Annotated in this window: 19 protein-coding genes; 3 read left to right on the top strand and 16 right to left on the bottom strand. The window is 67.0% G+C overall.

The window, feature by feature from the left end; genetic code table 11:
• Nucleotides 1-105: 105 nt before the first annotated feature.
• Entirely contained in the window at nt 106-432 is a 327-nt protein-coding gene (locus B9Y86_RS04485) for a hypothetical protein (protein WP_085483286.1), read from the top strand.
• A 12-nt stretch (nt 433-444) separates the two neighbouring features.
• Here B9Y86_RS04485 and B9Y86_RS04480 read toward each other — a convergent pair whose 3' ends face one another.
• From B9Y86_RS04480 to B9Y86_RS04465, 4 genes are all read right to left on the bottom strand, one after another.
• Nucleotides 445-765, bottom strand: coding sequence for a DMT family transporter (locus B9Y86_RS04480; protein ID WP_085483284.1), 321 nt, complete (start codon nt 763-765; stop codon nt 445-447).
• Nucleotides 765-1,127: a DMT family transporter gene (locus B9Y86_RS04475; RefSeq protein ID WP_085483282.1), complete on the bottom strand. Its 363-nt coding sequence runs from the start codon at nt 1,125-1,127 to the stop codon at nt 765-767. The genes B9Y86_RS04480 and B9Y86_RS04475 overlap by 1 nt, the downstream gene beginning before the upstream one ends.
• 129 nt (nt 1,128-1,256) lie before the next feature.
• A complete protein-coding gene (locus B9Y86_RS04470; protein ID WP_085483280.1) occupies nt 1,257-2,657 on the bottom strand; it encodes an alpha-hydroxy acid oxidase in 1,401 nt (466 codons plus the stop codon).
• A complete protein-coding gene (locus B9Y86_RS04465; protein WP_280522293.1) occupies nt 2,650-3,426 on the bottom strand; it encodes a FadR/GntR family transcriptional regulator in 777 nt (258 codons plus the stop codon). The genes B9Y86_RS04470 and B9Y86_RS04465 overlap by 8 nt, the downstream gene beginning before the upstream one ends.
• Nucleotides 3,427-3,578: 152 nt before the next feature.
• Between B9Y86_RS04465 and B9Y86_RS04460 the strand changes: the two genes are divergently transcribed.
• Nucleotides 3,579-4,106 carry a YbhB/YbcL family Raf kinase inhibitor-like protein gene (locus B9Y86_RS04460; protein WP_085483278.1) on the top strand — a complete coding sequence of 176 codons (528 nt, stop codon included), beginning with the start codon at nt 3,579-3,581 and terminating at the stop codon, nt 4,104-4,106.
• Between the two features lie 22 nt (nt 4,107-4,128).
• Here B9Y86_RS04460 and B9Y86_RS04455 read toward each other — a convergent pair whose 3' ends face one another.
• Nucleotides 4,129-4,488 carry a hypothetical protein gene (locus tag B9Y86_RS04455; protein WP_085483276.1) on the bottom strand — a complete coding sequence of 120 codons (360 nt, stop codon included), beginning with the start codon at nt 4,486-4,488 and terminating at the stop codon, nt 4,129-4,131.
• A gap of 74 nt (nt 4,489-4,562) precedes the next feature.
• Between B9Y86_RS04455 and B9Y86_RS04450 the strand changes: the two genes are divergently transcribed.
• On the top strand, nt 4,563-5,171 hold the full coding sequence (locus B9Y86_RS04450) for an LppP/LprE family lipoprotein (protein ID WP_085483274.1): 609 nt from the start codon (nt 4,563-4,565) through the stop codon (nt 5,169-5,171).
• Nucleotides 5,172-5,189: 18 nt separating this feature from the next.
• On the opposite strand, the gene B9Y86_RS04445 is transcribed toward B9Y86_RS04450, so the two are convergent.
• The 11 genes from B9Y86_RS04445 to fumC all read right to left on the bottom strand — a co-directional run bounded on the left by B9Y86_RS04445 (nt 5,190) and on the right by fumC (nt 17,448).
• Nucleotides 5,190-5,480, bottom strand: a complete 291-nt coding sequence (locus B9Y86_RS04445; RefSeq protein ID WP_085483272.1) for a hypothetical protein — start codon at nt 5,478-5,480, stop codon at nt 5,190-5,192.
• Nucleotides 5,481-5,524: 44 nt separating this feature from the next.
• The gene (locus tag B9Y86_RS04440) at nt 5,525-6,961 is read right to left on the bottom strand and encodes a rhamnulokinase (RefSeq protein ID WP_085483270.1); all 1,437 of its coding nucleotides are present in this window, start codon (nt 6,959-6,961) and stop codon (nt 5,525-5,527) included.
• Between the two features lie 142 nt (nt 6,962-7,103).
• Nucleotides 7,104-9,152, bottom strand: coding sequence for a bifunctional rhamnulose-1-phosphate aldolase/short-chain dehydrogenase (locus B9Y86_RS04435; RefSeq protein ID WP_085483268.1), 2,049 nt, complete (start codon nt 9,150-9,152; stop codon nt 7,104-7,106).
• 177 nt (nt 9,153-9,329) lie between these two features.
• Nucleotides 9,330-10,091, bottom strand: a complete 762-nt coding sequence (locus B9Y86_RS04430) for a DeoR/GlpR family DNA-binding transcription regulator (RefSeq protein ID WP_085483266.1) — start codon at nt 10,089-10,091, stop codon at nt 9,330-9,332.
• A gap of 248 nt (nt 10,092-10,339) precedes the next feature.
• A complete protein-coding gene (locus B9Y86_RS04425; RefSeq protein WP_085483264.1) occupies nt 10,340-11,056 on the bottom strand; it encodes an alpha/beta fold hydrolase in 717 nt (238 codons plus the stop codon).
• Nucleotides 11,057-11,066: 10 nt separating this feature from the next.
• Nucleotides 11,067-12,770: an MFS transporter gene (locus B9Y86_RS04420; protein ID WP_176223253.1), complete on the bottom strand. Its 1,704-nt coding sequence runs from the start codon at nt 12,768-12,770 to the stop codon at nt 11,067-11,069.
• Nucleotides 12,767-12,988 (bottom strand): VOC family protein, encoded by a 222-nt coding sequence (locus B9Y86_RS17480; RefSeq protein WP_176223252.1) that lies wholly within the window; start codon nt 12,986-12,988, stop codon nt 12,767-12,769. The genes B9Y86_RS04420 and B9Y86_RS17480 overlap by 4 nt, the downstream gene beginning before the upstream one ends.
• Nucleotides 12,985-13,818 (bottom strand): alpha/beta hydrolase, encoded by an 834-nt coding sequence (locus tag B9Y86_RS04415; RefSeq protein ID WP_085483260.1) that lies wholly within the window; start codon nt 13,816-13,818, stop codon nt 12,985-12,987. Before B9Y86_RS04415 ends, B9Y86_RS17480 begins: the two co-directional genes overlap by 4 nt.
• The gene (locus tag B9Y86_RS04410) at nt 13,815-14,600 is read right to left on the bottom strand and encodes a YoaK family protein (protein ID WP_085483258.1); all 786 of its coding nucleotides are present in this window, start codon (nt 14,598-14,600) and stop codon (nt 13,815-13,817) included. The genes B9Y86_RS04415 and B9Y86_RS04410 overlap by 4 nt, the downstream gene beginning before the upstream one ends.
• Nucleotides 14,597-15,982, bottom strand: coding sequence for a threonine/serine exporter family protein (locus B9Y86_RS04405; protein ID WP_085483256.1), 1,386 nt, complete (start codon nt 15,980-15,982; stop codon nt 14,597-14,599). The genes B9Y86_RS04410 and B9Y86_RS04405 overlap by 4 nt, the downstream gene beginning before the upstream one ends.
• A complete protein-coding gene (gene fumC / locus B9Y86_RS04400; RefSeq protein ID WP_085483254.1) occupies nt 15,982-17,448 on the bottom strand; it encodes a class II fumarate hydratase in 1,467 nt (488 codons plus the stop codon). Before fumC ends, B9Y86_RS04405 begins: the two co-directional genes overlap by 1 nt.
• Between the last annotated feature and the right edge of the window lie 26 nt (nt 17,449-17,474).

Raw genomic sequence — 17,474 nt, 5'->3', positions numbered from 1 at the left:
CGGTACTAACGCGACCGCCGACTAGACCTAAGTACCACCGTTGCGGCACACGAAGTCATCCTCAGGCAGGATTCGCCTGGAGCCTCGACGCGCAAAGCTGAAGTCATGACCTCGACACCAGCCCTCGCCCGCCCCACAGATGACTCGACCGGACCGCTCACGTGGCTCTCGCCCGAGGCGAAGCTCTGGGTAGCGTCGCGTCGCGGTGACTTCGCGGGGTTCGTCGAGTTCGTCGATGGCCACTACGACGTGACGGATGCCCGTGGCGCTCACGTCGCGTCGTGCGGCACCCTGCACCAGGCCCAAGACCTGGTGGAGCATTCGACGCGTCGCGCGTCGGCCGTGAAGACGCTCGCCTTCGTGGCCGTCGGCACGGGTGCCGTCGCCGTGAGCGCGCTCGCCATCGGGCTGGGCATCATCAACCTGGGCTGAGCCGCACTCGCGTCAGTGAGCAGCGCCCGCCTCGACCAGAAGCACGCCGCCCATGACCAGGGCGATGCCGAGAGCCATGACCCAAGTGAAGGGCTCCTTAAAGATGAGCCGCCCTGCCACGGCGGTGAGCGCGACACCGGCCGCAGCCCAGATGCCGTAGGCCACGCCGAGGGCCATGCCGTTCTGGAGCGTGAACGAGAGGCAGGTGAAGGCGATGCCGTATCCGAGTGCGACCGGGATGTACCAGAGTTTGTTGCCCGTGACCGCCGCCTTCAGCGACAACGTGGCGGTGACCTCGGTGAGGATCGCGCCGATGAGAAAGACCCAGGCCACTAGCGAGCCTCCCCGACGGCAGCGGCTCCGCGAGTCTTCTCGGCTTGCTGGCGCCCAAGCTCGATGCAGAGCACGCCGCCGATGATCAACAGCAGCCCGGCACCCATGATCGGGGTCAGCGGCTCGCCGAACAGCAGCGCCGAGAAGAGCGCGGTCAGCGCCACACCGAGCGCACCCCAGATGCCGTACGCGACGCCGAGCGGCAGCCCGGCCCTGAGCACCAGCGATAGAAACACGAAGGCCCCCGCGAACCCGGCTGCCATCAGCGCGTACCACCCCGGATGCTCGAGCGCGGCCTTCAACGACAGCGAGCCGGTCACCTCACTGAGGATGGCTCCGCCCAGGAACAACCACTTCTTCACGGTCTGGCCTTCGTCATGTCGTCAGTGTGCCAGAGCGCTGCGCTCGTTCTCAGGTGAATCCGCCCCGCCACGTGCGAAAACCGCCCCTGGGTTGCGTATCTCCTGAATCAGAGCGCAGTCGCCGCCGGGCTACGCGTCTGTGGGCGTTGCCTCGACCTTCTTCGCCGCAGCCTTCGCGACGGCGGGCGTGGATGCGGCCGTCTTGCGGGCAGGTGCCTTGCGAGCGCCGGCCGACGAGGCTGTGCCGCGGGCCGGTCGCGAGGCCGCCTTCTCGGCAACGGCCGCGGTCTGCGCCGAGACAGCACGCGGGGCGAGACGCTGCAACTGTGTGACATGTGCCGGTGTCAGCTCGTCGATCGACGCGACCTCGAGCAGTTTCATCGTGCGCACGATCTGCTCCGACAGGATCGAGATCGTGCGGTCGACACCCGCGCGCCCGCCTGCCATGAGCCCATAGAGATAGGCGCGTCCGATCAGGGTGAACTTCGCGCCGAGGGCGAGCGAGGCCACAACGTCGGCGCCGTCCATGATGCCCGTGTCGACCATGACCTCGACGTCGCTGCCGACCTCGCGGGCCACGTCGGGCAGCAGGTGGAAGGGGATCGGAGCGCGGTCGAGCTGGCGCCCTCCGTGGTTCGACAGCAGAATTCCGTCGACGCCGAGATCGGCGAGGCGTCGGGAATCCTCGAGATTCTGCACGCCCTTGATCACGATCTTGCCGGGCCACATGCTGCGGATGAAGGCGAGGTCGTCGAAGTCGATCGAGGGGTCCATCGCCGAGTCGAGCAGTTCGCCCACGGTGCCGCCGGTCGACGACAGCGACGCGAACTCCAGCGGGGGAGTCGTGAGGAAGTCGTACCACCACCACGGCCTGGGGATGGCGTTGATGATGGTGCCCGGGGTGAGCTGCGGTGGGATCGAGAAGCCGTTTCGCTTGTCGCGCAGTCGCGCGCCAGCGATGGGGGTGTCGACCGTGAACATCAGCGTGTCGAAGCCGGCTGCGGCGGCCCGCTCGACGAGCCCGTACGAGATCTCGCGCTCGCGCATCACATAGAGCTGAAACCAGTTGCGTCCGGTGGGGTTCGCCGCCTTGACGGCCTCGATCGACGAGGTTCCGAGGGTGGAGAGGGTGAAGGGGATGCCTGCCGCGGCGGCAGCGCCGGCTCCGGCGATCTCACCCTCGGTCTGCATCAGCCGGGTGAAACCGGTGGGGGCGATGCCGAACGGCATGGTCGATGTTCCGCCGAGGATCTGCGTGGTCGTGTCGAGCTTCGACACGTCGCGCAGGATCGAGGGGTGGAACTCGATGTCTTGGAAGGCCTGGCGCGCGCGCCTCAGCGAGATCTCGCCCTCGGCTGATCCGTCGGTGTAGTCGAACGCGGCCTTCGGGGTGCGTCGCTTGGCGATGGTGCGCAGGTCGTCGATGGTCAGCGCGCCCTGCAGGCGACGCTTCTTGCCGTCGAGCTCGAGCTTCTTGAACTGCATCAGCGGCAGCAGTTCTTTGGGGTTAGGAAAGCGGCGTTCAACCATCGGATGTCCTCTGTTCGGATGTGGAGATGAAATTCGTCTCGGCGTAGTAGCCGGTGATGTGGGCGTTCACGATGTCGCGCGCCGACTCGGCATCGCCGGACTCGATCGCCGCGATGATGGCCCGGTGCTCGTGCCGCAGGCGGCCGGATGTCTCGGCCCATGACCGCAGGTTCGGCACGCCGGCGAGAACGTAGCTTTCGATCGAGTTGCGCAGGCCCGCCATCATCGAGGCGATCACCGCGTTTCCCGAGAGTTCCGCGAGGGCGAGGTGGAAGGCCGCGTCGAGGGCGAGGAACTCTGCTTCGGAAACCCGGCCATCGGCATCCATCGCGTCGAGCAACCGCACGGCGTCGCCGAGATCGAGAGGCGCAGAGTCGAGGGCGGCCGCGGATGCCTCGGCCAGCTCGGTGACGACCGCCGCCTCGAGCACAAGGCGGGTTTTCACGACGTCGCGCACGTCGAAGCCCTGCGCCGCGACCTGCAAGCGCATCAGCGACGACATGCCGCCCGAGGGGCGAGCGATGATGATGGCGCCGGACTGCGGCCCCGACCCGGTCTGGGTGCGGATGAGTCCGAGAACCTCGAGCACGCGCAGCGCCTCGCGAACCGACGATCGGCCGACTCCGAGTTCACTCGAGAGCGCGCGCTCGGCCGGCAGGTGATCGCCGGGAACGAGTCGCCCCGCGAGCAGATCGGCCTCGATGTGCTGCAGTACGACCTCCCATGCGCGGCGCGAATCGACGGATGCGGACGTATCGATGGCGGTCACGGTGCGCCCTTCTCGATCGTCGGATGCCTGTGGTCAGGCCATGTGGTCAGGCCACAGCATACGACAGCTGTGTGTCGGCGTCCAGACGCACTGAATGTTCAGACGAGAGGTTTAGCGTTGCTGTACCCCGACCTTCGAGCAAAGGACACCCCATGAGCGCGAACCCCTACGACAACCTTCCTGTTCTTCCCTCGTTCGAGTTGACGTCGACCGACGTGCGACAGGGCGAGAGGCTTTCGGATCCGCAGCTGGGCGAGTCGGCGGGAGGCGGCGACGTGTCGCCCCAGCTCAGCTGGTCGGGCGCGCCCGAGGCGACCAAGAGCTACGTCGTGACGGTCTACGACCCCGACGCGCCCACGGCATCCGGATTCTGGCACTGGGCCGTGCTGAACATCTCGGCCGATGTGACGAGCCTCGCCGCTGGCGCCGGAACACCCGGCAGCACCGCATTGCCCGAGGGTGCGGTCACCCTGCGCAACGACGCCGGTGTCGCGGGCTACGTCGGTGCGACGCCTCCGCCCGGGCACGGCGACCACGAGTACTACTTCGTGGTGCACGCGGTCGACGTCGAGAAACTCGAGCTTCCTGAGGATGCGACGCCCGCCATGCTGGGGTTCAATCTCTTTATGCACGCTGTCGGGCGCGCGGTGATCAGCGCTCCGTACGGGGTCAGCGCTTAACGCGCGTCTGAGCTGGCGGTCGCTATAGCTGTGACCGCACGTGGTCGAACGACTCCTTGGCCAGGCGTGACCAGGTCTCGAGCGTCTGTGACGGGTTGTCAGTGTGCAGGTCGTCGCCGGCAGGCACCTCGATCCATTCGCGCATCGTGCGTCTGCCCATCGAGAGACTGGCGGCGACGCCCTGCTCGATGAGGGCGAGCGCGCGCTCGCGAGGCAGCTTCACGATGAGTCGGTCGTCGGTGCCGAGGAACGCGACGATCTTTGTCTCGGTGCGGATGCCGGGGCTGCGGAACATTGTTCCGAGCTCGACCGGCCCCGCCTTGCCCAGGTCGGCGGCGATCTCGTGCAGCAGTTCGACCGCCTCATCGGATGGCTTGCTCATGGGGATCACGGTACTCCTGCGGGCAGACACCAAGGCGGGTGGACGAGAACGGCTGTCCGTAGGAGGCTGGAAGCATGATGAAGGAGACAAAAGCCCAGCAGCGCTCGCCGCGAGCCGTCGGTCGTGCATCAACCGGTCTGGCTCTCACGGCCCTTGTAGCCGCTCTTGCAGCGGGATGCGCGACCACCACAGACCCCGGGCCGACCGCTGCAGCCCCCGCTCCCTCGTCGAGCGAGAATACTGCTGCAACACCGACGCCTTCCCCGGATGCATGCGGCCCGGCGACCGCACAGGAGGCGGCGGCTGCCGGCATCGCCGCGCTGCCTGCCCCGGCAGGCCTCGAGAGTTCGCGCTGGGATGCGGCGAACGCCGACTACAGCGGATACGATCCGTGCGCGGCCTTGTCATGGTCGGTCGTGACGCTGGAGTTCGCCACAGTGAGCAGTCCCGCAGCGATCCTCCTGTTTCATGACGGCGTGTACCTGGGAACGGCGACTGAGAAGGCTTACGGCTTCACGCCGGCAGTCGAGCGTACGGCCGACAACTCGATCAGTGTGACCTATCGCTTCAACCAGGGCATGGAGTCGAACACCGAGGCCTCGGGCCGCGCGGTCGCGACCTACACGTGGAACGCTGCGACCGACTCCGTCGAGATGGTGGGCGACGTTCCGCCCACAGGCTGATCGAGGAGATGACCGAGCTCAGTACCGCCACGGGCGAGAAAGAAACAGCACGAGCATGCCTGCCAGCGTGAGCAGCATGATCGAGGAGACGACAAGGCCGACGATGGCCAGGGGAAGCCCTGGCGCTGTCCCGCGGGCACGTCGAATCCCGGCGATTCCCGAAAAGAGTCCGACGAGAGCGCAGACCCATGCCGCGATGGTGAATCCCAAGACGAATGTGGGAACGGCCACAACTCCGGCGACGAGCGAAACGACCGCCGAGGTGATGGTCGGCCGCTGAGACGTTTGGTTGGGGGAGGGTTGCGTCATAGCGACAGGTTACGGGGTCGGCACGCGCTCGGTCGGCGGAAGACCTAGCGCGAACGCGGCTCGTAGACGACCGGCGCAAATGCCTGAGCGACGAGAGCACGCAGGCTCTCGAGCGATCCGGTCACGAGACCCTGGGCGCGGGCCTGGATGAGCACGTTGCCGATGGCGGTCGCCTCGACAGGGCCGGCAAGAACCGTGCGACCCGTGCGGTCGGCCGTGAGCTGGCAGAGCAGGGCGTTGAGCGATCCGCCGCCCACGATGTGAATCGTGCGGATACTGCGGCCCGACAGCTCGGTGAGCTGCTCGATCTTCGTCGCGTAGGCGTGAGCAAGACTCTCGATGATCGACCGAACGAACTCCGCTCTGGTTCGTGGAGCATCCACATCGTTCGAGGCGCACCAGTCGACGATGCGCGACGGAAGATCACCGGGCGCCAGAAAGCGCGGGTCGTCGGCGTCGAAGACGGCGACCGGGGTGGTGACCGCGGCGGCCTCGCTGATGAGAGGGGGCAGGTCGATCGCAGCTCCGCTCGACTTCTCCCACGTGCGCACCGATTCGCTCAGCAGCCACAAACCCATGACGTTGCTGAGGTAGCGCACGCGGCCGTCGACGCCGCCCTCGTTGGTGAAGTTGGCCAGCCGGCTCGCCTCGCTCACCACGGCGCTCGGCAACTCGACCCCGACCAGCGACCAGGTTCCGCTCGAGATATAGGCGAAGTCGTCGCCCGTCGCGGGCACGGCGACGACGGCGGATGCGGTGTCGTGCGACCCGACGGCCGTCACGGTCAGAGACAGGGCGGCCTGGTTCGACAGGCCGATCTCGGATGCGACGGCCGGCAGCAGGGTGCCGATCGGCGTGCCCGCCTCGACCAGCTCGGGAAAGAGTCCGCGAGGCAGACCGAGCCGCTCGATGAGCGCGTCATCCCATTCGCGGGTGTGCACATTCAGCAGCCCCGTGGTCGACGCATTCGTCTTCTCAGCACGAGCGGCGCCCGTGAGCCAGAAGTTGATGAGGTCGGGAATGAGCAGCGCGGTCTCGGCCTGATCGAGCGAGCCGGCCACGGCATCCGCTGCGAATTGGTACAGCGTGTTGAAGGGCAGGAATTGCAGACCGTTCGCGGCGTAGAGCTCGGTTGCCGACACCAGAGCGCTCGTCTTCTCGACGCCGGCCGCGGTGCGCTGGTCTCGGTAGTGGTATGGGTTTCCGAGCATGCGGTTGCCGGTTATCAGGGCGTAGTCCACGGCCCACGAGTCGACGGCGATGCTCCTGAGCGACGGCTCCTCGCGCACGGCGGCACCGAGGCCCGAGACGACGTTGCGGTAGAGCTCGAGGATGTTCCAGTGCAGTCCGTCGATCGTGGCAACGGGCGTGTTCGGAAACCGTGCGACCGGTCGCAGGCTGAGTTCATTGTGCGACACGAAGCCCAGCATGACCCGGCCGCTGGTGGCGCCGAGGTCGACGGCGGCGACGGCGGCGGTCATGCGGAGACCGCCGCCGTGCGCTGGTCGAGTAGCCCGAGGCCGCCTGCGGCCGAAGCGTATCGAGACCACCGGGAGGTGATCTCGATACGCCGGCTCGTTCCTCGCGCGGCTACTCGATCAGCGCAGCTCGTCATGCAGAGCATCATCGCAGGAAGGCCGCCGCGACGCCCGCATCGACAGGAATGTGCAGGCCGGTGGTGTGCGTGAGATCTTCTCCCGTGAGCACCGCAACCGCGTTGGCGACGTTCTCGGGAAGAACCTCGCGGCCCAGGATCGTGCGCTTGGCGTAGTAGGCGCCCAGCTCTTCTTCGGGCACGCCGTAGACGGCGGCGCGCTTGGCTCCCCATCCGCCCGAGAAGATGCCCGAGCCGCGCACGACGCCGTCGGGGTTGATGCCGTTGACCTTCACTCCGTGTTCGCCGAGCTCGACGGCGAGCAGACGCACCTGGTGCGCCTGGTCGGCCTTCGTTGCTGAGTACGCGATGTTGTTGGGGCCGGCGAAGACCGAGTTCTTCGACGAGATGTAGATGATGTCGCCGCCCATCTTCTGATCGATGAGCACCTTCGCGGCCGCCTTCGACACGAGGAACGACCCCTTGGCCATGACGTTGTGCTGCAGATCCCAGTCGCCCTCGGTCGTGTCGAGCAGGGGCTTCGACAACGAGAGGCCGGCATTGTTGACCACGAGATCGAGTCCGCCGAACGCGAGCACGGCTGCGTCGATCGCGGTTTGGATCTCGTCTGCGCTGGTCACGTTGGCCTGCACGCCGATGGCGACGTCGGTCGATCCGAGCTGCGCGGCGGCATCCTGAGCCTTTTCGAGGTCGAGGTCGGCGATCACGACGCACGCGCCGTCTTTGACGAGGCGGGTCGCGATGGCCTTGCCGATTCCAGATGCCGCACCCGTGACGAGCGCGACCCGGGTGGCGTGCGACTTCGGCTTGGGCAGCCGCTGCAGCTTGGCCTCTTCAAGTGCCCAGTACTCGATGTTGAACTTCTCGCTCTCCTCGATGGGGGAGTAGGTGGAGAGCGACTCGGCGCCGCGCATCACGTTGATGGCATTGATGTAGAACTCGCCGGCGACGCGGGCGGTCTGCTTGTTCGCGCCGTAGCTGAACATGCCCACGCCCGGAACGAGCACGATCGCCGGGTCGGCGCCGCGGATCGCGGGGGAGTCGGCCGTGGCGTGCCGGTCGTAATAGGCCTGGTAGTCGGCGCGGTACTCGGCGTGCAGCTCGACGAGCCGTGCGATCGACTCGTCGATGGATGCGTCGGCCGGCAGATCGAGGATCAGCGGCTTCACCTTGGTGCGCAGAAAGTGGTCGGGGCAGCTGGTGCCGAGGGTCGCGAGGCGCGGCGCTTCGGACGAGGCGAGGAAGTCGAGCACGACGTCGGCATCGGTGAAGCTGCCGACCTTCGGGGCGTCGGTCGAGGCGAGACCGCGAAGAGTGGCACCGAGTGCGGCGGCCTTCGCTCGGCGAGCCTCCTTGTCGAGTGCGCCGAAGCCGTCGCGGGCGGGGCCGAAGGGTTCCGCCTTTCCGTGCTCCGCTATGTAGGCGGCGGCGGTGTCGATGATCCAGAGGCTGTTCGCCTCGGTCTCGTCGCTCGTATCGCCCCACGCGGTGATGCCGTGGCCGCCCAGGATGCAGCCGATCGCATCCGGGTTCTGCGCCTTGATCTCGGCGATGTCGAGGCCGAGCTGGAAGCCGGGGCGACGCCACGGAACCCACACGACCTTGTCGCCGAAGATCGTCGTGGTGAGGGCCTCGCCGTCGGAGGCGGTCGCGATGGCGATACCGGAGTCGGGGTGCAGGTGGTCGACGTGCGCCGCGTCGACGAGGCCGTGCATGGCCGTGTCGATCGAGGGGGCCGCGCCGCCCTTGCCGAATAGGGTGTAGTCGAAGGCCGCGACCATCTCGTCTTCGCGGTCGACACCCGGGTAGACGTTGACGAGCGAGCGCAGGCGGTCGACGCGCAGAACGGCGAGCCCCGATTCGGTGAGTGTGCCCAGGTCGCCACCTGATCCCTTGACCCACATCAGCTCGACGTCTTCGCCGGTGACCGGGTCGGTGGCGACGCCCTTGGCCGAGGTGTTTCCTCCGGCGTAGTTGGTGTTCTTCGGATCTTGTCCGAGACGATTGGAGCGGGCGATGAGCTCGGCGGCGGCGGCGGGGGTCTCGAGGGAAGTCATGGGCGCTCCAATGCACGGGTATGTTGCGTTTTGTTATATGTTACAAAATCTAACGCGAGAGCACAACGCCGACTTTCTCCCTCGCGGATGAGGAAAAATGCGCGACACCCCGCACGTGACTGCGTCGGAGACGGCGAGTCGCAGGTATTTCCTCATCGGCGAAGGGGAGTGGGCGGGTCAGAGGAGTTCTACGAGATCCCTGTAGGGGTCGAGAGCCGCGTCGGACGGGTCGAGCTCCGTCACGAGGATTCCGATCTCGCTCCACGCGAAGCCCACGGCGAGGGCCTGTTGGCCCAGCTTCGACGAGTCGACCAGCAGAACGATCTCGCGAGCGCGCTCCGCGAAAGCGCGCTTCACCTGGCTCTCGGCGAGCGATACTTCGGAGCTGCCGTTGTCTGCATCGAGCGAGTAGGCCGAGGCGAAGAATCTGCTGTAGAGCATGGCTTGGGCGGCTTGGCAGGCGATGAGTCCCACGAAACTGCCCGTGCGGTCATCGAGCTCGCCCCCGACGAGAACCGGCGAGAGGTCTTTGTTCGCGTTGAGTGCGGCGAAGTTCTCGTAGCTGTTGGTCGCGATGGTCAGCGGGCCGGTCGGCGCGAGATGGGCGGCAAGGCCTCCGGCGGTGGTGGATGCGTCGACCGCGATGGACCCCGCGCCGGGGAGGAGAGAGGAGGCCTTCTCAGCGATGCGCGTCTTTGCTGCGCGCCCGGCGCTTCGGCGCTCACTGAACGGCCGCGCGCTGATCGCGGGCACGGCGCCGCCGCGCACCCGTCTTGCCAGGCCCGCCGCATCCAGCTCGTCGAGGTCGCGCCGCACGGTCATGACGCTCACGCCGAGCTGCTGGGCCGCGGCCTCGAGGCGCACGCCGCCCTCAGCCCTGAGCGTGGCGAGAAGCGCGTCGCGGCGAGCCTCGGCGCCGAAACTGCGCGTGGTCGCCATAGTTGCCTTCCGTGTGAGCTGGAGCTTGGAACTCACATAAAGTAACACGGCGGATGTGCCAACCATCGATCCCGGGGGTGCACCGCCCTCGGCTTGGCGCATATCGACCCAAAAGTCGCTCGGTAGGTCGATCTGCGACAGGTGGGCCTCGTGCGCCGGAACGCAGATGGCAGTAATCGACCTCAACGCCGAGGTGTGGGTCGATTACCGCCAAGTGGTGTGGATGCGCAGCGGCCTCGCCTCGAGGACTAGCCCAGTTCGTCGATGGCGTCGGTGATGAACTTCGCGACCTCGGAGGGGTTGGTCTGCATCACGAGGTGCGGCGCATCGAGCTCGATGACCTTTCGGGCGCCGGCTCGCTTGTAGCCGAAGCGCTCGACATCGGGGTTGATGGTGTGATCGGCGCTCGAGACGATGCCCCAGCTGGGCTTCGTCTTCCAGGCGGCGACGGGGGCGGCCTCGGAGAACGCGACGGCCGCGAGCGGGCGCTGGCCTACTGCGAGCATGCGTGCGGTGTCTTCAGGAACCCCGGCCGCGAAGACCTCGGGGAAGGCGTCGATCTTCACCGAGACGTCCGTTCCCGGCTCCGCGCCCTCGATGGGGTAGGGCGAGTACACGAGGTTCGCAGCGAGCTCGGAGTCGGGGAAGCCGCCCTGCAGCTGGCCGAGACTCTCTCCCTCATCGAGTGCGTAGCCCGACACATACACGAGGCCGACCACGTTCTCGGCGACGCCGGCGACGGTGATCACGGCTCCGCCGTAGGAGTGTCCCGCGAGAATCACCGGTCCGTCGATCTGCTCGACGAACGACCTGATGTAGGCGGAGTCGCCGATGAGGCTGCGGTTGAAGACCGGGGGAACCAGGACGGTGTAGCCCTGGTTCAGCAGTTCGAGTGTGACGGGTGCCCAGCTGCCGGCGTCGGCGAAGGCGCCGTGCACGAGAACGATGGTGGGTGTGGTTGCCATGGTGTGTTCCTTACTTAGTCGTGGTGTGAGGGTGGTGCGGGAGGGCGGCCGAGACGAGGTGCTCGACCGTCGGGGGCGAGGCGGAGAGTGTGCGTGCCGCCTCGACGATTTCGGTGTCGTAGCCGGTGGTGCGGTTGTGGTGCTGGCTGAGGTGCTCTTGCCACGAGCCGACGTGGAATGCCTCGACGAGGAAGCCAGGGCGCTCGCGGTCGTCGTAGACATCCCACGAGCGGGCTCCGGTGCGGCGCCTGCTCTGCTCGAGCGTGCGCATCGCGGAGAGGAACGCCGCTCGATCGCGGTCTGCGATCTCGTAGCGCACGATGACGAGCGTGGCGCCGGCCGGGTCGAGTTCGTGATTGACGGCCGGAGTGGCGGTTACATCCGCGGCGGCAGCCGCATCGTCGGGATTCGCGTCGTCATCACCCGGCAGAGGCGTGGCGACCGGCGGCACATCGGTGAGAGGCATGGGCAATGCGGCACGGCTCTTGTCGGCGGTGGGATGCAGAGGCCAGATGAGCAGCATGGCTGCGCCGACGACCACGACGATTCCCGCGACGGCCATGGTGTGAGCGGTGCCGAAGATCCCTCCGAGAGCGCCGATGATCGCCGCGCCGAATGCCGTTCCGCCGAAGAGCACCAGTTGATAGACCGAGAGGCCCCGCGTGCGCACCCATCCGGGCAGGAACGCCTGAACCGTGCCGTTCAGGGTGGCGATCACGCCGATCCACGACAGGCCGACGAGAACGAGCACCGGCAGGGTGATCCACAGTGCCTGCGACAGCGCGGTCGCTGCGATTCCGATGCCGTAGGCGGCGCTCGTCACGACGATGAGCCGGTTGGTTCCCAGAGCAGCGCGCGCTTTGGGAATGATGAAAGCGCCGCCGATCGACCCTACGCCCAGAGCCGCGAGCAGGATTCCGTAGCCGTTGGAGTCGAGCGACAGTCGGCTGCTGGCAAGCACCGGCAGCAGAGCCCAGAGTGCGTTGGCCGGCACGATGAAGATGAGCAGCTGAAAGTAGATGCGCCGAACGACGGCGGCGTGCAGCACGTAACGCAGGCCCGCTCGGGTCGCCGACATGAACGGCTCCCGGTCGGCGGTCGGCTGTTTGTAGCCCTTGAACAGAATCAGCACGAGAAGCAGGCCGGCGAAGCTCAGCGCGTTGAGAGCGAAGACGAAGGGGATGCCCCAGGAGCCGATCACGACGCCGGCGATCGCCGGTCCGATGGCTCGGGCGACGTTGACACCGATCGACGAGAGCGATGCGGCCTCGCCGATGAGCGGCTTTGGAACGACGCCGGGAACGAATGCCTGATAGGCGGGCAGCTGCACGGCCGACGCGACGCCGAGCGCAAAGGTGAAGGCCAACAGCAAGGTCGGTGTCATCGCCCCGATGGCGGTGAGCACGGCGAGCCCCGCGGCCACCAGCGCCTGGGCCGATTGCACGCCGATGAGCAGGTGCCGCTTGTTCGCGAATTCGCCGAGCACGCCGGCCGGGATGCCGAACAGAAGAACGGGTGCCGCTGAGGCGGTCGAGACGAGAGCGATGACGGCGGGCGAGGCGTGGTCTTCGACGAGAAACCACTGCGCGCCGACCGTTTGCATCCAGCCGCCGATGTTGCTGACGACGTCGGCGATCCAGAGCCACCGGAAGATGGTGACGGCGAGCGGCGCCAGGGGCCCGGGCGGTCTGGATGCTGCTGTCCCGACGCTCACTGCGGACCGCGATGAACGACAGCGCCGCGGTCCGTCGAGTCGCCGACAGACGCATCCAAGTCGTCGACCGTCCACGACACGGCTATCCCCGCCGGACCAGACCCGTCGAACTCCTCGACACGACGGATGGTCAGGCGGGCTCCATCTACGAGGAAGGACACGAGTCGCTGCGTCTGCACTGCCGGAGCAGACGGCGTCGTGTGGGCGGTGGTCGTCATGACGGAGATCCCTTCGAATCTGGTCGGCGCAGCGCGTCGGCGAGGAATGCGAGCGAGCCGTGCAATGCCTGCTGCAGGTAGCCCTCGGCGTGATGCGTTCCGGGAACCAGCTGCAGAGTGCTCGCGACTCCGGCCGACGACAGTGCGTTCTGCAGCGCGGCGGCATCCGAGACCGGCACGAACTCGGCGAGCGAGTTGGCCAGGTACACGGGCCCGGTCGTCTCGGTCACTCGCGGCGTGGTGGATGCCGCGGCGAGGGCCGAGCGGTCGCCGCCGACCTCCTGGAGGATCACCCAGCGGAGGAAGGCGTCGTCGCGGCCGGTCTGGTTGATGTCGGCGCTGCGCATGGCATCGAGATCCTGCGTCGTCGGCTCGGCGGCCGTCGCATCGGTGGCCGAGATGATGCCGGCGAGATCGAAGATTCCCGACCAGCTCACGGCGGGGCATCCGGTGGTTATCGCGGCCTCGACCACCAGATTGCCGCCGGCCGAACCGCCGAAGAAGGCCACGCGTGCGCGATCGAAGGCGTGCTGAGACGCGCGCGCCCACTCGGCGGCCGCCAGCACATCCTCGCGACCTGCGGGAAAGATGTGGTCGGGCGCGAGGCGGTAATTGGGCACGAAGACCAGGTACCCGGCCTCGACCAAGAAGCTGGCCAGCGTCTTCTCCTTGGCTTTGTCGCCGCGAAACCAGCCGCCGCCGTGCACGAGGATGATCGCCGCGCGGGTCGCGTCGTCTGTGCGGTCGGGGTCTTCGTAGATATCGAGCAGGTGCATCGGGTCTGAACCCGTGCCGTAGGGAACATCGAGCGTGATGAGCGGAGTGGTCATGAACGTCCTTCTTTCGGCTGATCAGTACTGGGTTTTTCACGGGCCGGGTTCGAACGCCTCGACAGTACGACGAAGAAGAGAACGCAGGCTAGTACCGCTGGGATCAGGGACGCGCGATCGCTGAACGCGACGGCCCCGGCCGCGCCGATCAGGCATCCACCGACGAAGCCCGTGAGCAGTGGCCAGGCGCTGTGCCAGCGGGAGCGGGCCGATCCCGATGCGCCCCGGCTGAGCACGAGGTCGACGAGGGCGATCGTGCCCGCCACGAGATTGCCCGTCATGACGGCGGTTGAGGCCGCCTTCGGTGGAACCAGATGCAGGAACGCGTTCTGTGTAGCCATGGCGCACACCGCGCAGAGACCGATGATGACAGCGAGAGGCTGGGTGGGATCCTCCGACGCTCGCGTGGCAAACGACAGTGTGGCGGCCAGCACGAGTAGCAGGGTCTGCGCGCCCAGCAGCACCGTCGTGAGCGTCTGCGCTGACATGCCATGCAGAACCAACCGACGTGATGCGATCGTCGCCGCGGCCGTGATCAGCACGAAGACCGGGATGGCGAGAACCGATGCCACACCCGGCGCACGGCCCGCAACGACATCGGCGGCGATCACGACGAGGTTGCCGGTGACGTGGGCCGAGAAGAAGCCTCCCAGCAGAAGCCAACTGGTCACGTCGGTCGCTCCGGCGAGCAGGCTGAGGGCCGCCGGCAGGGCGACGCTCGAGGATGCAGATGCCGGCGAGAGAGCGCGCGTCGTCGCCGGGATAGGCGGCGGGGTATTCATCGGGCAGTCTCCTTCGATGTCGGCGCTGAGTGGCTTCGCGTTGAGCGGTGCCGGATCCAGCCGTAGACGCCCGCAGGCAGGATGAATCCGATCGCCATGGCGAAGATCGTGAGCCACGCGACGTTCGCGTCGTTGATCGTCGAGACGAGCAGGTGTTCGGCGGTCGTTCCTGTCGCTGTCTGCAGCTGAGCGAGCCCTGCGAGCGAGCGGAAGATCAGCACTCCCGGCATCAGGGAGACGACGCTGGCGAAGCCGATCGCCGAGAACGGAAGCTGGAATCGGCGGGATACCGGAAGAAGGATCGTTGCGGCAGCGAGGCAGGCCAACCCGGCGCCCACGTAGGACTCGAGGTGCCAGATGTCGAGTGCGACCCACCGAAGGGCATGCACGGCGGCCCCGACGACGAACGGCCAGATGAGGATGCGCAGGGGAGCGGAGTAGAAGATGCCGTAGCAGACGGCCACGATCCCAGCGGCGCCGGCGTCGAGCCAGAGCGGGATGTCGCGGCCCGCTGGATCGACGACCAGCTCCGCCCCGCCGAGGGTCAGGCCGGCGAGCAGGCCGGCGGCGATGGAGAGCAGCGTAAGGGTCGCGAACGTGAGTCGAGCCAGACCGAGCGGGATGCGGAGGGCCGCGAGATCGAGGGAACCGTTGAGCAGGTGCGGACCCGGCACCAGAATCATGCAGGGACAGACGGCGGCGAGCCGCAGCGACGAACTGATATCGCTGTTGGTGGCTATCGCCCCGAGCAGACCGGCGAGCAATGCTGCGACGCCCACCTGCCAGAAGTTCGAACCGCCCAGGCGGCCGATGCCGCGGCGCAGAAATGCTCCCGCAACGGAGCTAGCAGCGATGAGCAGAACGGTCTCTCCATGGTGGATGCCGAAGATGATCGCCAGGCAGCTGGCGCCGACGGCGCAGGCCGCGGCGAACAGAAAGATGTTCGACGGTTTGAGGGCTGCAGCCCGTGCGACGGCCTTGCGGGCTGTCGCCAGCGTCGTCGTGCTCGATGAGAACTCGTTGATTGCGCGGTCGACGGCGAGTACTCGGTTCATGGCGACGGCAGACGGCGTGGTAGCGAAGCGCAGTGTCGTCCTCCGCTGGTCGAGTGGGCCGCCAACGGCCGTATCGACACCATTGGGCGTGCGCGCTTCCAGGTCGATCGACGATGTGTTCCAGCCCAGGTCGAGTCGACCCTTCACTCCCAGTGCCGGTTCGAGCTGGGCAGCGCGTTCGATGGATCTCTCGGAACTCGCGCCGTTTCCGTGCAGCGCGGCGATCGCATCCACCAGAAACTGCTCACCGTCGGCGGCCCCGGCCGACGCCGCCTCCGAGGAGGGGCGCGGCGCGGAGGCGGCGTCGACTCCGCGCCGCGCGACCATCAGGCGCCTCCGACGCCCGAGCCGGTCAGGGCTGCGGGATTCACGATCTTGTCGAACTGCTCAGCCGTGACCTCACCGGAGGCCAGGGCGGCCTCGCGCAGAGTCTGATCGTTGGCGAGCGCGGCCTCGGCGATGTGCGCCGACTTCTGGTAGCCGATGACAGGGCTGAGGGCCGTGACGAGCATGAGGCTCTCGCCCACATACGACGCGATCTTCTTCTCGTTCAGCTCGGTGCCCTTCACCGAATAGGTCAAGAACTTCTCGACTCCGTCGCCCAGAATGCGGGCGGAGTGCAGGAAATTGTTGATGATGATCGGGCGCATCGCGTTGAGCTCGAAGTTGCCCTGCGACCCGGCGAATGCCACGGCGGCGTCGTCGCCGATCACCTGGATCGAGATCATGACGATCGCCTCGCACTGGGTCGGGTTGACCTTGCCCGGCATGATGGATGAGCCCGGCTCGTTCGACGGCAGCACGAGTTCGGCGAATCCGGTTCGCGGGCCGGATGCGAGCCAGCGCATGTCGTTCGCGATCTTCATCAGCGACACGGCTACCCCGCGGAGGGCGGCGTGCGCGCGCACCATGGCGTCGAGAGAGCCCTGCGCCTCGAACTTGTTCGGCGCGGTCACGAACTTCTTGCCCGTGAGTTCCGCGATCTTCGCGGCGACCTTCTCAGAGAAGCCCGCCGGGGCGTTGAGTCCCGTTCCGACGGCGGTGCCACCTAGGGCCAGGCGCAGGAGGCCTTCGCGGCTGTGCTCGATCTCGCGGATGCACTCCTCGATCTGCGCGGCGTAGCCCGACCACTCCTGGCCGACCGTCAGCGGCACGGCGTCTTCCAAGTGGGTGCGCCCGATCTTCACGACGTCCATCCACTTCTTCGCCTTGGCCGCGATCTCGGCGTGCAGTTCGCGAAGACGGGGCAGCAGACGTTCGTCGAGCTCAGTAATCGCGGCGATGTGCATGGCGGTGGGGAACGAGTCGTTGCTCGACTGGCCCATGTTGACATCGTCGTTCGGGCCGATGGGAACCTGGCTGCCGAGCGTTCCGCCGAGCAGTTGGATGCCGCGGTTCGAGAGAACCTCGTTGATGTTCATGTTGCTCTGGGTGCCAGAACCGGTCTGCCAGACGTAGAGCGGGAACTCGTCGTCGAGCTTGCCGTCGATCGTCTCGTCGGCGGCCTGAACGATGACCTTTGCCTTCCAGCCGGGCAGGCGTCCGGCCTCTTCGTTCACCAGAGCCGCGGCCTTCTTCACGACGCCGTAGGCGCGATATACCTCGATCGGCATGTGATCGTGGCCGATCGAGAAGTGCTGCAGCGAACGCTGGGTCTGCGCTCCCCAATAACGCTCGGCCGGCACATCGACGGTGCCCATGCTGTCGAACTCGGTGCGCTTTCCGGTTGCATCGATGCCGATGGGAACGTCGGTGTAGCGAGGGGGAGTCTCTGTCTGATTCTGGGTAGCCATGGGCTCGGTTCCTTTCGTCACGGTGC

The sequence above is a fragment of the Agreia pratensis genome (genome assembly GCF_900177685.1).
Classification (GTDB): Bacteria; Actinomycetota; Actinomycetes; order Actinomycetales; family Microbacteriaceae; genus Agreia; species Agreia pratensis.
The sequence above is the reverse complement of the archived record's forward strand: the minus strand, read 5'-3'. Positions and strand labels throughout refer to the sequence as shown.